The organism is Citrobacter sp. MGH110, from assembly GCF_001037515.1.
GTDB classification, from domain to species: Bacteria; Pseudomonadota; Gammaproteobacteria; order Enterobacterales; family Enterobacteriaceae; genus Citrobacter; species Citrobacter portucalensis.
Genome location: NZ_KQ089830.1, coordinates 2,170,765 through 2,185,087, shown reverse-complemented (window position 1 = coordinate 2,185,087; position 14,323 = coordinate 2,170,765). Strand labels below are relative to the sequence as shown.

Below are 14,323 nucleotides of genomic sequence, written 5' to 3'. Positions count from 1 at the left end.
AGACAGGACAATGAAACTCGAGTTTTCAGTTTATCGCTATAACCCGGATGTTGACGACGCTCCGCGCATGCAGGATTACACCCTGGAGGCGGAAGAAGGGCGCGACATGATGCTGCTGGATGCATTGATGCAGCTGAAAGAAAAAGATCCGTCGCTGTCGTTTCGTCGCTCCTGCCGTGAAGGAGTTTGTGGCTCCGACGGTCTGAACATGAACGGCAAAAATGGACTGGCCTGTATCACTCCTATTTCTGCGCTGAATCAGCCGGGCAAAAAAATTGTCATTCGCCCGCTGCCGGGTTTACCGGTTGTGCGCGATTTGGTGGTAGACATGGGGCAATTCTACGCACAGTATGAGAAGATTAAGCCTTACTTGTTGAATAATGGGAAAAATCCGCCAGCTCGTGAGCATTTACAAATGCCAGAGCAGCGTGAGAAGCTCGATGGGCTGTATGAATGTATTTTGTGTGCATGCTGCTCAACGTCCTGCCCATCATTCTGGTGGAACCCGGACAAGTTTATTGGCCCGGCAGGTCTGCTGGCAGCGTATCGCTTCTTAATTGATAGCCGCGATACCGAGACCGACAGCCGCCTGGAAGGTTTAAGTGACGCTTTCAGCGTATTCCGCTGCCATAGCATCATGAACTGCGTCAGCGTATGTCCGAAAGGACTGAACCCGACGCGCGCCATCGGCCATATTAAGTCGATGCTGCTCAAACGTAGTGCGTAAGTAGTTGTAGTGGTTGCCGGATGGCGACGTAGCGTCTTATCCGGCCTACGGGTTACGTACCTTGTAGGCCTGATTAGCGAAGCGCCATCAGGCAATTTAAGTGCAGGAAACCTCTAAAAACTGCCACATTATTAGACAGTTTTTAAAGGTTCCTTAGCGGACGCAGATGACACGACAGTCCGCAACAAGTGAACCCCGGCACGCACATCGGTGTGCGTGGTAGTATCCACGGCGAAGTAAGCATACAAATGCTTAAGGGATCACGATGCAGAACAGCGCTTTGAAAGCCTGGTTGGACTCTTCTTACCTCTCTGGTTCTAACCAGAGCTGGATAGAACAGCTCTATGAAGACTTCTTAACCGACCCTGACTCGGTAGATGCTAACTGGCGTTCGACGTTCCAGCAGTTACCTGGTACCGGAGTCAAACCGGATCAACTTCACTCAAAAACACGTGATTATTTCCGTCGACAGGCGTTGATTACCCCACGTTACTCTTCTTCTATTTCCGACCCTGATGCCAATGTGAAGCAGGTTAAAGTCCTGCAGCTCATTAACGCCTATCGTTTCCGCGGTCATCAGCATGCGAATCTTGATCCGCTGGGACTGTGGCAGCAAGAAAATGTGGCCGATCTGGACCCGTCTTTCCACGATCTAACCGATGCGGATTTCCAGGAAAGCTTTAACGTAGGTTCTTTTGCCGGCGGCAAAGACACGATGAAGCTGAGCGACCTGGTTGTTGCGCTGAAACAAACCTACTGCGGCCCAATTGGCGCCGAGTATATGCACATCACCAGCACCGAAGAAAAACGTTGGCTTCAGCAGCGTATCGAGTCTGGCCGTGCCGCATTCAGTAGCGAAGAGAAAAAACGCTTCCTCAGTGAACTGACCGCAGCAGAAGGTCTGGAACGCTACCTGGGCGCTAAGTTCCCGGGCGCGAAACGCTTCTCGCTGGAAGGCGGCGATGCGTTAATCCCAATGCTCAAAGAGATGATCCGCCACGCCGGTAACAGCGGTACCCGTGAAGTGGTACTGGGCATGGCGCACCGTGGTCGTCTGAACGTTCTGGTTAACGTACTGGGCAAACGCCCGCAGGAACTGTTCGACGAATTTGCGGGCAAACATAAAGAACACCTCGGCACCGGTGACGTGAAGTACCACATGGGCTTCTCGTCTGATATCGAAACCGAAGGCGGCCTGGTACACCTGGCGCTGGCGTTTAACCCGTCGCACCTGGAAATCGTTAGCCCGGTGGTTATCGGTTCTGTACGTGCACGTCTGGATCGTCTGGACGAGCCGAGCAGCAATAAAGTCCTGCCAATCACCATTCACGGTGATGCGGCAGTTACCGGGCAGGGCGTGGTTCAGGAAACCCTGAACATGTCGAAAGCGCGTGGTTACGAAGTGGGCGGTACCGTTCGCATCGTTATCAACAACCAGGTGGGCTTCACTACGTCTAACCCGCTGGATGCGCGTTCTACACCGTACTGTACCGACATCGGTAAGATGGTTCAGGCGCCGATTTTCCACGTGAACGCGGATGACCCGGAAGCGGTCGCTTTCGTGACGCGTCTGGCGCTGGATTTCCGTAATACCTTTAAACGCGATGTCTTCATCGATCTGGTGTGCTACCGCCGTCACGGCCACAACGAAGCCGACGAGCCGAGCGCAACCCAGCCGCTGATGTATCAGAAAATCAAAAAGCATCCGACCCCGCGCAAAATCTACGCTGATAAGCTGGAAGCGGACAAGGTCGCCACGCTGGAAGATGCGACCGAGATGGTCAATCTGTACCGTGACGCGCTGGATGCTGGCGAATGCGTAGTGAAAGAGTGGCGTCCAATGAACATGCACTCCTTCACCTGGTCGCCGTACCTCAACCACGAATGGGATGAAAACTACCCGAACAAAGTTGAGATGAAGCGTCTGCAGGAGCTGGCAAAACGCATCAGCACCGTACCTGAAGCGGTTGAAATGCAGTCGCGTGTTGCCAAGATTTACGGCGACCGTCAGGCCATGGCCGCAGGCGAGAAGCTGTTTGACTGGGGTGGTGCAGAGAATCTGGCTTACGCCACGCTGGTTGACGAAGGCATTCCGGTCCGTCTGTCGGGTGAAGACTCCGGTCGCGGAACCTTCTTCCACCGTCACGCGGTGATTCATAACCAGGCGAACGGTTCAACCTACACGCCGCTGCAGCATGTGCATAACGGACAGGGCACCTTCCGCGTATGGGACTCCGTGCTGTCTGAAGAAGCCGTGCTGGCGTTCGAGTACGGTTATGCCACAGCAGAACCGCGCACGCTGACCATCTGGGAAGCACAGTTCGGTGACTTCGCTAACGGTGCACAGGTCGTTATCGACCAGTTCATCTCTTCCGGCGAGCAGAAATGGGGCCGTATGTGCGGTCTGGTTATGCTGCTGCCGCACGGCTATGAAGGTCAGGGTCCAGAGCACTCCTCCGCGCGTCTGGAACGTTATCTGCAACTTTGCGCTGAGCAAAACATGCAGGTTTGCGTCCCGTCTACCCCGGCGCAGGTTTACCACATGCTGCGTCGTCAGGCGCTGCGCGGTATGCGTCGTCCGCTGGTGGTGATGTCACCGAAGTCGCTGCTGCGTCATCCGCTGGCGGTGTCTACGCTGGACGAACTGGCAAATGGTACTTTCCTGCCAGCCATTGGCGAAGTAGATGAACTTGATCCTAAAGGCGTGAAGCGTGTCGTGATGTGTTCTGGTAAGGTTTATTACGACCTGCTGGAGCAACGCCGCAAGAACGACCAAAAAGATGTCGCCATTGTGCGCATCGAACAGCTCTATCCGTTCCCGCATAAAGCGGTGCAGGAAGCGCTGAAACCATTTGCTCACGTACATGATTTTGTCTGGTGCCAGGAAGAGCCGCTCAACCAGGGCGCATGGTACTGCAGCCAGCATCATTTCCGTGAAGTAATTCCATTTGGGTCAGCTCTGCGTTATGCAGGTCGCCCGGCCTCTGCCTCTCCGGCAGTAGGGTATATGTCCGTTCACCAGAAGCAGCAACAAGATCTGGTAAATGACGCGCTGAACGTCGATTAAATAAAGGATAAATAATGAGTAGCGTAGATATTCTTGTTCCCGACCTGCCTGAATCCGTAGCGGATGCAACGGTTGCAACCTGGCACAAAAAACCGGGCGATGCAGTACGTCGTGATGAAGTACTGGTAGAAATCGAAACTGACAAAGTGGTACTGGAAGTACCGGCATCAGCGGACGGTATTCTTGATGCGGTTCTGGAAGATGAAGGGACAACCGTCACTTCTCGCCAGATCCTCGGTCGCCTGCGTGAAGGCAACAGCACCGGTAAAGAAACCAGTGCTAAGTCTGAAGAGAAAGATTCTACTCCGGCACAGCGCCAGCAGGCGTCTCTTGCTGAGCAGAACAACGATGCCCTGAGCCCGGCGATCCGTCGTCTGCTGGGTGAGCATAACCTCGAAGCCAGCGCTATCAACGGCACCGGTGTCGGCGGTCGTATCACCCGTGAAGATGTTGAAAAACATCTGGCGAAAGCTCCGGCTGCGAAAGCCGAAGTAAAAGCGCCGGCTGCAGCACCTGCACCGCAGGCTCAACTGGGCGCGCGTGGCGAAAAACGTGTTCCGATGACCCGTCTGCGCAAACGCGTAGCCGAGCGTCTGCTGGAAGCGAAAAATTCCACCGCCATGCTGACCACGTTCAACGAAGTCAACATGAAGCCAATCATGGACCTGCGTAAGCAATACGGTGATGCGTTCGAGAAACGCCACGGTATCCGTCTGGGCTTTATGTCTTTCTACGTGAAAGCGGTTGTTGAAGCGCTGAAACGCTATCCGGAAGTGAACGCGTCCATCGACGGCGATGACGTGGTTTACCACAACTACTTTGATGTCAGCATGGCGGTCTCCACGCCGCGTGGCCTGGTCACGCCGGTCCTGCGTGATGTGGATCTGCTGGGTATGGCTGACATTGAGAAGAATATTAAAGAACTGGCAGTTAAAGGTCGCGACGGCAAGTTGACGGTCGAAGATCTGACGGGTGGTAACTTCACCATCACTAACGGTGGTGTGTTCGGTTCCCTGATGTCTACGCCGATCATCAACCCACCGCAGAGCGCCATCCTGGGTATGCATGCCATCAAAGATCGTCCGATGGCGGTAGACGGCAAGGTTGAAATCCTGCCGATGATGTATCTGGCGCTGTCTTATGACCACCGTCTGATCGATGGTCGTGAGTCAGTAGGCTTCCTGGTAACCATTAAAGAGTTGCTGGAAGATCCAACGCGTCTGCTGCTGGACGTGTAGTTAATAAGAGTATCACCTGCCCCGTAGGTCTGGACGCTAGTCAGACCTACGGGTAAAAGATAACGATTACCTGAAGGATGGACAGAACACATGAACTTACATGAATATCAGGCAAAACAACTTTTTGCCCGCTATGGCTTACCGGCACCGGTGGGTTATGCCTGTACTACTCCGCGCGAAGCCGAAGAAGCTGCATCTAAAATCGGCGCTGGCCCGTGGGTAGTGAAATGTCAGGTTCACGCTGGTGGCCGTGGTAAAGCGGGCGGTGTGAAGGTGGTAAACAGCAAAGAAGACATTCGCGCTTTTGCTGAACACTGGCTGGGTAAACGTCTGGTCACTTACCAGACAGATGCTCATGGCCAACCGGTAAATCAGATTCTGGTTGAAGCCGCGACCGACATTGGTAAAGAACTTTACCTCGGCGCAGTTGTTGACCGTAGCTCCCGTCGCGTGGTCTTCATGGCCTCTACCGAAGGCGGCGTGGAAATCGAAAAAGTAGCGGAAGAAACCCCGCACCTGATCCACAAAGTGGCGCTCGATCCGCTGGCAGGTCCGATGCCTTACCAGGGCCGTGAGCTGGCGTTCAAACTGGGTCTGGAAGGTAAACAGGTTCAGCAGTTCACCAAGATCTTCATGGGTCTGGCGACTATCTTCCTGGAGCGCGATCTGGCGCTGATCGAAATCAACCCGCTGGTTGTGACCAAACAGGGTGATCTGATCTGCCTCGACGGCAAATTGGGCGCTGACGGCAACGCACTGTTCCGCCAGGCTGACCTGCGCGAAATGCGCGACCAGTCTCAGGAAGATCCGCGTGAAGCGCAGGCTGCACAGTGGGAACTGAACTACGTCGCACTGGACGGTAACATCGGTTGTATGGTTAACGGTGCGGGCCTGGCAATGGGCACCATGGACATCGTTAAGCTGCACGGCGGCGAACCGGCTAACTTCCTCGACGTTGGCGGCGGTGCGACCAAAGAACGTGTAACCGAAGCGTTCAAAATTATCCTTTCCGATGACAATGTTAAAGCCGTACTGGTTAACATCTTCGGCGGTATCGTACGTTGCGATCTGATCGCTGACGGTATCATCGGCGCGGTAGCAGAAGTAGGTGTAAACGTTCCGGTCGTGGTACGTCTGGAAGGTAACAACGCTGAACTCGGCGCGAAAAAACTGGCTGATAGCGGCCTGAATATTATTGCAGCGAAAAGTCTGACGGATGCAGCTCAGCAGGTTGTTGCCGCAGTGGAGGGGAAATAATGTCAGTTTTAATTAATAAAGATACCAAGGTTATCTGCCAGGGCTTCACCGGTAGCCAGGGGACATTCCACTCCGAACAAGCGATCGCTTACGGTACGCAAATGGTCGGTGGCGTTACGCCGGGCAAAGGCGGCACCACGCATCTGGGTCTGCCAGTGTTCAACACCGTACGTGAAGCGGTAGAAGCGACCGGCGCAACTGCCACCGTTATCTACGTTCCGGCGCCGTTCTGCAAAGATTCCATTCTGGAAGCAATCGATGCAGGCATCAAGCTTATCATCACCATCACCGAAGGTATCCCTACGCTGGATATGCTGACCGTGAAAGTGAAGCTGGATGAAGCTGGCGTACGCATGATCGGCCCGAACTGCCCAGGCGTTATCACTCCGGGTGAATGTAAAATCGGTATCATGCCGGGCCACATTCACAAGCCGGGTAAAGTGGGTATCGTTTCCCGTTCAGGTACCCTGACCTATGAAGCGGTTAAGCAGACCACCGACTATGGTTTCGGCCAGTCTACCTGTGTGGGTATCGGTGGCGACCCGATCCCTGGCTCTAACTTCATCGACATCCTGAAGCTGTTCCAGGAAGATCCGCAGACTGAAGCGATCGTCATGATCGGTGAGATCGGCGGTAGCGCGGAAGAAGAAGCGGCTGCTTACATCAAAGATCATGTAACCAAGCCGGTTGTAGGTTACATCGCGGGTGTGACTGCGCCGAAAGGTAAGCGTATGGGTCACGCGGGTGCGATTATCGCGGGTGGTAAAGGTACAGCGGATGAGAAATTCGCTGCGCTGGAAGCTGCAGGCGTGAAAACTGTTCGTAGCCTGGCCGATATCGGCGAAGCGCTGAAAACCGTTATTAAGTAAGAAATAAAAAAACAGCCCTGACTCTCTGCATAGTCAAGGGCTGGTCCCGTTTCGACATGGTTGGCCATCTGATGATGGCCTTTTTTTTGCCGGGAATTTACCGTTCAGCCAGCGTTTTCAACCAGCGAATTCCGCTTTCCGGTGAGGTCATTACCGGCACCGGCGGGGAAGGGAGCTGTTGTAAAACGCGCGCCATCGAAGCCTGTGCCAGCATCACGACATCCGCCTGGGTAAAGGCGCTCTGTAACCCTTCACTGACGATACGGTCATGGGTATCCATATCTCCCGCCAGCAGCGCGTGGAATGCATCCTCCATTAATACAGGCGTAATGGTTCGTGATTTACCGCTTTGCTGAACTTTACGCTGGACGTAATCCAGCGTTGGCTTCAGCGTGGTTGCCACAGTTGCCAACACGGCGATCCGCTCGCCTTTTCCAATCGCCTCTTCCACCATCGCGCAGTCAATGCGCGCGAGCTGGAGTGGAGTCATAAACTGGCATTGCTCCACCGCAGTACCAATTGAAGAGCAGGCGGTAATAAAGATATCGCAGTCCGCCTTTTCAGCAATATGCACATAGTCGGCGATGCGGGCGGCAATATTTGGCGATACGCCTCCGGCTTTCATCACCTGTTTAATCATAGATTCTTCAACCAGGTGCATCACTTCGACCTCCGGCATGATGTCGGCGATCAGCTGTTGCATCATTGCAAGGGTGGCTGCACTGGTATGCAGCATGGCGACCTTTTTCATTGGGCAATCTCCTTAAGTAATATTTCTGCGACGGACAGCGCCGCATCATGATCTTCCTGCGCGGATAAACCACCTACCGCGACGGCTCCAAGGCATTTCCCCTGGTGCAGAATAGGGATCCCGCCCGGCAGCGCCGTAAAACGCGGATCGGCAAAATAGCTAATATCCAGCTGCTCTTTTTGCAGACGCTGTAAAAATGCCTGCGTGGTGCAGCCCAGGCGGCTGCTGGTGCGCGCTTTACGCTGGGTTAACTCGATGGTTAACAGTTTGGCGTTATCCATCCGCGCAAAGCTGAGCAGTTCTCCATTGGCATCGCATACGGCCACGCTTAACGGGCGATTTGCATAACGTGTTTCGGCGAGTTCGAGCGCACAGGTTACGGCGCGCAGGGCGTGTCCCAGAGTGAGAGTTGTCATCGTGATTATCCTTTCGACAGATTTTCGCAAGCGGGTTGAACGGGATCTTTGGCTGCTGCTGCCTGCGCCTGTCTGGCGTCTTTTTTGCGCCAGTAGTTGGCGAGCAGCGAGCCGCTAACGTTACCCAGCGGTGTCATCACCGCTGAGGCGAGTCCTACCGTTGCCAGTTTGCCCATCGCGGCGGCAAGCCCTGACGCCATACCGCCGTTTTGCAGGCCGACTTCAAAGGCCACGGTACGGGCAGACTGCACGTCCATGCGGAAGATCCAGCGGCTCATCAGATAACCAATCAGGAAGCCGCCGAGGTTATGCATCAACATGGCGAAGCAGAGCAGGAAACCGACCTGCACCAGGTTGTCGCGCCCGGCGGCGGCGGCGGTGGTGGTAAAGAAAATGATCCCCATCATTGAGATGGTTGGCATGACCTTCTTCACGCCCGCCACGCGGCCATACAGCCAGTTGTAGAACAATGCCCAAACGAGGCCGCCTGCTACGAAGTTGAGGACCACCGCGTACATCTGCGCTTCGGCGCTGGCATGACCAAACAGCGCGTCCCAGCCGCCGGCAATCATATACAGCAGCCAAATTGCGCCGATCCCGGCCAGCATCTGGACAACACGGCGTCCGCGCACGCCTGCATAGGTTTTCAGATAGTCATGCAGAATTGCTGCGCCGATGGGAATTAATACGATTTTCACCACGTCCATCACCATCGCGGTGAGCTGGATATCAATCATCGAACCCGCCAGCAGATTAACCCACAACGGTGTCATTACCGTTGCCGCCAGCGTTGAGACTGCGGCGATTGATACCGCCAGCGCGAGGTTGGCGTTGGCGATGTAAACCATCACCGTTGACGAGAGACCGCTGGGGCAAGCGCCAATCAACAAAATGCCCACCGCCACTTCAGGCGGAAAATCAAAGATCAGGGTAATGCTCAGGCCGAGCAGGGGCATGATCACGAAATGGCAGAAGGTACCGATAAAAACTGCCCACGGCATTTTGGCGACATCAATAAAATCCTGGATCGTTAGCTTGGTGCCCATGCTGAACATGGTGGCCTGAATCACAAGGAACACGATCCATTTATGGGTGATATTGAAACCGCCCCAGACGATCAGATCCGTAGACCAGGTCATGGCGGCAACAAAACCGGCGATGATCCACAACGTAAACTGATAGCTGCGTAAACCAGGCCAGTAGCCTGCACCGGCGGCGAATCCGACGGTGAACATCACCAGCCCCGGCTGCCACAGCGCCGTGGACTGGATGAGCGCGCCGATAATCGCCAGCGCCACGCCCGCAACGCTGACGCCGAGTCCGGTTTTGTGAATAACAGTGGTCATAGTCATGTTGAAATGTCCTTGCTGTTGTTATTGCTGCCGGGGTGGAATAGATAACATGCGCCGCGCAATTTCCGGCGTAGCAACTTTTTTATCCATACTGCGAATGAGCGTAGCGAGTTTGGCGACCTGCTGATAATTATGCTGAGCTTTTTCTTCGGCGCTTAAATAATAACTATCTTCATAGCCGATTCGCACTTCACTGGCACCCATAGCGACCGCGGCAGCGATAATATCGAAATTCCTTCTGCCAAAATGAGTAATTCCCCATAAGGCGTCGCGTGGGATCATGCTACGCAGAGCAATTAATGCATCAACGGTTGCAGGCGTACTGCCGCGGTGACCGAGAACAATATTAAAGAGCATAGGTTTTTGAAATTTTATTTTATCTTCAAGGTTCAGGATGTTATTAATCATGCCGATTTCAAAAACTTCAAACTCTGGAATAATATTGCGTTCAGTTATTTGCCGTGAACAATATTCCACGTCCGGACCGGGATTAAAATATACCGTATCACCGAGGTTAACGGAACCGACATTCAGCGAGGCCATCTCCACGCCGGGGCAGGCCAGTGGCGCGCAGCGCTCGGCGATGGACATCGAAGAGACGCCGCCGGTAGAAGCCTGAATAATCAGGTTTGAATGGCGCATAACGCGGTCAATTGTTGCCTGAAAGTCGGTAGTATCTGGCGTCAGGCGTCCCTGTTTATCGCGAACGTGTAAATGGACGATGGACGCGCCATGTTCTACGCTGGCGAGTATTTCCTGCGCCAGTTCTTCGGGTATAACTCTGGGGCAATCTGCGGCAACGGGTGCCAGCGAAATAATAACAGTATCCGACATTTTTTCCTCCGGTACAGAGATATTAAAATTATAGGTAAGGCGTTATCCAGCGTAATGATTCCGGCCCTGATGTTGATGGTTGATATTCACAGCCAATCCAGTCCTGGTAATTCATTTTTCTTATAAAATTAAATAGCCATGCTTCATTTAACTCCCCGGTTCCCGGTTCATGGCGATAAGGAACAGAAGCGATTTGAAAATGTTTAATAAGGGTAAAATAGCGTTCGATATTTTTCGCCACGTTGCCATGAGTTTTCTGACAGTGGTAAATATCAAACTGTAAGCCGATATTCTTCTTACCAACCTCGTGAATGATAGATTCAGCCAGCGGGAAACTGTCAATAAAATAACCGGGCATATCCTGCGAATTTAATGGTTCAATCAGTACATCGATTTCCGCGTCTGCCATCACATCGCAGGCGATGCGCAGTCGATTCGTCAGGAGGTCGCGCTGGGCGTGCAGCGTCAGGTGATTGCAGCGCAAGCCGGACATAACGTGAACCCGGCGACAACCCAGTGCCGTGGCGTAATCTCGCGCCACGTTCAGACTGTGATGAAATTCCTGGTCTCGACCGGGCAATGCTGCGAGTCCCCGTTCACCCTGTGCCCAGTTGCCAGCCGGGGCGTTCATCAGCACCACCGGCAGAGATGTTTCCTGCTGAGCGGCCCGCAAATGCTCCAGCGGGTGCTGCCAGAGAAACAGCCCTTCTACGCCGCGAAAACCGGCTGCTTTTGCCGCCTGAAATCGACCCGCTATCGGTAAATCAGTAAATAACCAGTCGAGGTTAGCCGCTAACTTCAGCATGGCGTGCACCCTCCCGGCCATCAACCAGATGCAGCTTAACGTCCTGGCTGGCAATAGTCTGCTGCGCATTTTCCGGTAACCGGTTATCAGAAATAATGTCGGTTAACTGCTCCAGCCCACAGATGTGGAACATGCCGTATTTGCCAAACTTACTGCTGTCGCAGACCAGCACCCGACGCCGGGAGACGGTGAGTACCGCTTCTTTGACCGAGGCTTTCCCTTCACTCGGTGTCGACATGCCGCGCTCGGTATCCCACGACGATGAACTGAGAAACGCCACATCAATATTAATGGTGCGCAGAAAACTGGCGGCGCTTTTGCCAAGACATGAGCGGTTACGCTGATCCACCAGACCGCCGGTGTGATAGAGCGTAATGTGTGGCATATCCATCAGATAGTGGCTGATGGAAAAATCGTTGGTGACGACCGTCAGATTGAAACAGTGGCTGGCGGCTACCGCTTTCGCCACTTCAAACAACGATGTTCCGGCATCCAGATACAGCGTTTGTCCGGGCTCAATGAGCATTGCGGCGAGCTGGCCCATTTTGCGCTTCACATCATGATTCAACTCGGCTTTTTCCCGCCACGGCAGTTCGGATTTCAGCAGGTTATTGAGCTTCACGCCGCCGTTAATGGCGATAACTTTGCCTTCTTCTTCCAGCAACTGAATGTCGCGACGTACGGTCATATGCGACACGCTCATTAGATCTGCCAGTTCATTAAATGAGGCGGCATTCTTTTCGTGCACATAGCGGTAGATAAAATCACGTCGTTGCTCGGGGATCATCATGTCACCTCACGCTTGCCGGGAATGTTCAAGTTCGGCCACCGCCTCTTCTGAGAGCGGAACATAGCCGAGCGGTTTTAATGTCAGCCAGATGCGGGCGCTGTCTTCTAGTTCCTCGGCGTTAAACACCGCCTCACGCAGCGAGCGACCGCTTACTACCGGCCCGTGATTGGCCAGCAACGCAGCCGTATGGTCTGCCGCGATTTCACTCAGTGCGCTGGCAATGCCTTCATGGCCGGGCTTGAAATAAGGCAGCAGCGGTAGTTGTCCGACGCGCATCACATAGTATGGCGTTAGTGGCGGTAGACAGTTTTCTGGTGTGGAGCAAGGCAGACAGGAGAGCGCGGTCAACCATGGAGAATGCAGGTGCACAACCGCGCCGCAGGATGGCTGATGCCGATACCACGCCAAATGCATGGGCACCTCTTTTGACGGTTTGTCGCCGCTAAGATGCACGCCGTTGGCATCCAGCCTACTTAGCGTGGCAGGATCAAGCTCACCCAGGCAGGAGTTGGTCGGGGTCACCAGATAGCCGCCATCCGGCAATTTGACGCTGAGGTTGCCGGAGCCGCCGCTGCTGTAACCACGCATAAACAAGGAACGGCCATAGTGGACGAGTAGTTCGCGTAGTTGGTGTTCACTCACCGGATTCATAATGCGTACTCCTGGGCTGTAAAAAAGAAATCTTCGTCACCAAAGTTGCCTGACTTCAGCGCCAGCGCCAGACCGGAGGAAAATACCCACGGCACGCCAGGCGCAATGGCTTTGCCAACGGACAGACGCTTCACCTGCAGTGCCTCTACCACGGTGCCGGATGTTTCTCCGCCTGCGACGATAAAGGTGTTTACACCTGCAACTTGTAGCTTTGCGCTCAGTCGGGAAAAAGCGTGTTCGATCGCCTGGCTGGCAGTCTGTTCGCCGTACTCTTGTTGAATGCGTTGGAGTACGTCTGGCGGCTGGGTGGCGTATATCATCGGCGCGAATGGGTCGTTGATATGCGTCATCGCCCAGGCACATAGTTCATCAGTGTAGCGTTCTGTATCAGACAGGCAGCGGGCCACGTCGAGTACACGAGAGGCTGCTGCGGCCTTATAGCGATTGACCTGACGATTACTCATTGCAGAACAGCTACCGGAGAACACCACCGTTTTAGCAGGTAGTGGAAAAGCGTCCAGCGGCATGGTTTGCTGAGTTCCGGTGCAGGCGGCCAGTGCGCCACCGAGCCCGGAGCCCCCGGCTAACAGAGGGCTGGCATGGAGTGCCTGCGCCAGCGTGGTGAGATCTGCTTCATCCAGCGTATCGACGATAACGTGACGCATACCTTCAGCCTGAAGTTGGGCCAGAGCGTTAGTGACCGCTTCCACACCTTGACGCAGTATCGTGAGGTTAATGCAACCAACCTTACCTGGCGTTTGCGCGCTCAGCAGGCGCGGCAGGCTGGCATCGGTCATAGGATTAAGCGGATGCTTTTCCATCCCGGATTCGTTAAGCAGTACGCCGTTTACAAAAAGATGACCATGCACCACCGTGCGCCCGTTTTGCGGCAGGGCGGGGCAGTGGACGATCACGGGTGTATGCAGCTCGTTCATCAACGCATCGCTGACCGGTCCAATGTTGCCTGTTGGCGTGGAGTCGAACGTCGAACAATATTTAAAATAGATCTGGCGGACACCTGCCTTTTGTTTCAGCCAGCGGGCACAGGACAGAGATTGTGCGATGGCCTGTTCTGCGGGTAATGAGCGGCTTTTCAGCGAGATGACGATAGCTTCGACCTCTTCATTCCAGCATTGAGTGGTATCAGGCATTCCGGGCAGTAGCGCAACGCGCCACCCCTGCTGCGCCATAAAGCTTGCAATGTCCGTTGCGCCGGTGAAATCGTCGGCGATAACGCCTGTGGTGACGGCCATGGATCAACTCCGTTCAGATTGTTTGCTAATTGAACATATTATTCAGGAGGGCCTTTCACATTCACATGATGATTATCACAAATAAGCACATCATTGATTCACAGTAAAAATGAGTAATCTATTGAAAATAATGGAGAAAGATGTTTTGTTTTGCGAAAAGAGTCTCACAAGAGAGTGTGAAGATTCGTTAATCTTTGAGAAAGCGAAGTCAGTAGCATGCAGCGGAGTATTATCATGGTCGCTTTAACTCTCTTGCCAATTGATCATAATCATCTGCATAAATGAGATTATTTTTTGCGGTGAGCATCATTCT

13 protein-coding genes are annotated in these 14,323 nt (G+C 53.8%); 5 read left to right on the top strand and 8 right to left on the bottom strand.

Annotated elements, in window-relative coordinates; all coding sequences use genetic code 11:
* Positions 1-10 precede the first annotated feature (10 nt).
* The 5 genes from sdhB (at position 11) to sucD (ending at position 7,158) form a co-directional block, all read left to right on the top strand.
* Positions 11-727 (top strand): succinate dehydrogenase iron-sulfur subunit SdhB, encoded by a 717-nt coding sequence (gene sdhB / locus SK38_RS10465; protein ID WP_003022921.1) that lies wholly within the window; start codon positions 11-13, stop codon positions 725-727.
* Positions 728-992: 265 nt separating this feature from the next.
* A complete protein-coding gene (gene sucA, locus SK38_RS10460; protein WP_003831411.1) occupies positions 993-3,794 on the top strand; it encodes a 2-oxoglutarate dehydrogenase E1 component in 2,802 nt (933 codons plus the stop codon).
* 14 nt (positions 3,795-3,808) lie between these two features.
* Positions 3,809-5,032, top strand: a complete 1,224-nt coding sequence (gene odhB, locus SK38_RS10455; RefSeq protein ID WP_048235853.1) for a 2-oxoglutarate dehydrogenase complex dihydrolipoyllysine-residue succinyltransferase — start codon at positions 3,809-3,811, stop codon at positions 5,030-5,032.
* Positions 5,033-5,122: 90 nt separating this feature from the next.
* Positions 5,123-6,289 (top strand): ADP-forming succinate--CoA ligase subunit beta, encoded by a 1,167-nt coding sequence (gene sucC, locus SK38_RS10450; RefSeq protein ID WP_003022927.1) that lies wholly within the window; start codon positions 5,123-5,125, stop codon positions 6,287-6,289.
* A complete protein-coding gene (gene sucD / locus SK38_RS10445) occupies positions 6,289-7,158 on the top strand; it encodes a succinate--CoA ligase subunit alpha (RefSeq protein ID WP_003022929.1) in 870 nt (289 codons plus the stop codon). The genes sucC and sucD overlap by 1 nt, the downstream gene beginning before the upstream one ends.
* 97 nt (positions 7,159-7,255) lie before the next feature.
* Here the strand turns inward: sucD and SK38_RS10440 are convergent, their stop codons facing one another.
* From SK38_RS10440 to otnK, 8 genes are read right to left on the bottom strand one after another with little or no spacing between them, the layout of a single operon-like run.
* A complete protein-coding gene (locus SK38_RS10440; RefSeq protein ID WP_032942725.1) occupies positions 7,256-7,909 on the bottom strand; it encodes an aspartate/glutamate racemase family protein in 654 nt (217 codons plus the stop codon).
* Positions 7,906-8,325 carry a GlcG/HbpS family heme-binding protein gene (locus tag SK38_RS10435; protein ID WP_048235851.1) on the bottom strand — a complete coding sequence of 140 codons (420 nt, stop codon included), beginning with the start codon at positions 8,323-8,325 and terminating at the stop codon, positions 7,906-7,908. Before SK38_RS10435 ends, SK38_RS10440 begins: the two co-directional genes overlap by 4 nt.
* Before the next feature lie 5 nt (positions 8,326-8,330).
* Positions 8,331-9,677 carry a bile acid:sodium symporter family protein gene (locus SK38_RS10430; RefSeq protein ID WP_048235850.1) on the bottom strand — a complete coding sequence of 449 codons (1,347 nt, stop codon included), beginning with the start codon at positions 9,675-9,677 and terminating at the stop codon, positions 8,331-8,333.
* A gap of 21 nt (positions 9,678-9,698) precedes the next feature.
* Positions 9,699-10,511, bottom strand: coding sequence for a beta-keto acid cleavage family enzyme (locus tag SK38_RS10425; protein WP_048235849.1), 813 nt, complete (start codon positions 10,509-10,511; stop codon positions 9,699-9,701).
* A 28-nt stretch (positions 10,512-10,539) separates the two neighbouring features.
* Positions 10,540-11,316, bottom strand: a complete 777-nt coding sequence (locus SK38_RS10420) for a hydroxypyruvate isomerase family protein (RefSeq protein WP_048235847.1) — start codon at positions 11,314-11,316, stop codon at positions 10,540-10,542.
* A complete protein-coding gene (locus tag SK38_RS10415; protein ID WP_188110117.1) occupies positions 11,297-12,106 on the bottom strand; it encodes a DeoR/GlpR family DNA-binding transcription regulator in 810 nt (269 codons plus the stop codon). Before SK38_RS10415 ends, SK38_RS10420 begins: the two co-directional genes overlap by 20 nt.
* A 6-nt stretch (positions 12,107-12,112) precedes the next feature.
* The gene (gene otnC, locus SK38_RS10410; RefSeq protein WP_048235844.1) at positions 12,113-12,757 is read right to left on the bottom strand and encodes a 3-oxo-tetronate 4-phosphate decarboxylase; all 645 of its coding nucleotides are present in this window, start codon (positions 12,755-12,757) and stop codon (positions 12,113-12,115) included.
* Entirely contained in the window at positions 12,754-14,010 is a 1,257-nt protein-coding gene (otnK, locus tag SK38_RS10405; protein ID WP_048235842.1) for a 3-oxo-tetronate kinase, read from the bottom strand. The genes otnC and otnK overlap by 4 nt, the downstream gene beginning before the upstream one ends.
* Positions 14,011-14,323: the final 313 nt, after the last annotated feature.

Bases quoted from the DNA above. Each gene is read 5' to 3' on its own strand.
- sdhB (WP_003022921.1), top strand. From the start codon at position 11: ATGAAACTCGAGTTTTCAGTTTATCGCTATAACCCGGATGTTGACGAC.
- sucD (WP_003022929.1), top strand. From the start codon at position 6,289: ATGTCAGTTTTAATTAATAAAGATACCAAGGTTATCTGCCAGGGCTTC.
- odhB (WP_048235853.1), top strand. From the start codon at position 3,809: ATGAGTAGCGTAGATATTCTTGTTCCCGACCTGCCTGAATCCGTAGCG.
- sucC (WP_003022927.1), top strand. From the start codon at position 5,123: ATGAACTTACATGAATATCAGGCAAAACAACTTTTTGCCCGCTATGGC.
- SK38_RS10415 (WP_188110117.1), bottom strand. From the start codon at position 12,106: ATGATGATCCCCGAGCAACGACGTGATTTTATCTACCGCTATGTGCAC.
- otnC (WP_048235844.1), bottom strand. From the start codon at position 12,757: ATGAATCCGGTGAGTGAACACCAACTACGCGAACTACTCGTCCACTAT.
- SK38_RS10425 (WP_048235849.1), bottom strand. From the start codon at position 10,511: ATGTCGGATACTGTTATTATTTCGCTGGCACCCGTTGCCGCAGATTGC.
- SK38_RS10420 (WP_048235847.1), bottom strand. From the start codon at position 11,316: ATGCTGAAGTTAGCGGCTAACCTCGACTGGTTATTTACTGATTTACCG.
- SK38_RS10440 (WP_032942725.1), bottom strand. From the start codon at position 7,909: ATGAAAAAGGTCGCCATGCTGCATACCAGTGCAGCCACCCTTGCAATG.
- SK38_RS10430 (WP_048235850.1), bottom strand. From the start codon at position 9,677: ATGACTATGACCACTGTTATTCACAAAACCGGACTCGGCGTCAGCGTT.
- otnK (WP_048235842.1), bottom strand. From the start codon at position 14,010: ATGGCCGTCACCACAGGCGTTATCGCCGACGATTTCACCGGCGCAACG.
- sucA (WP_003831411.1), top strand. From the start codon at position 993: ATGCAGAACAGCGCTTTGAAAGCCTGGTTGGACTCTTCTTACCTCTCT.
- SK38_RS10435 (WP_048235851.1), bottom strand. From the start codon at position 8,325: ATGACAACTCTCACTCTGGGACACGCCCTGCGCGCCGTAACCTGTGCG.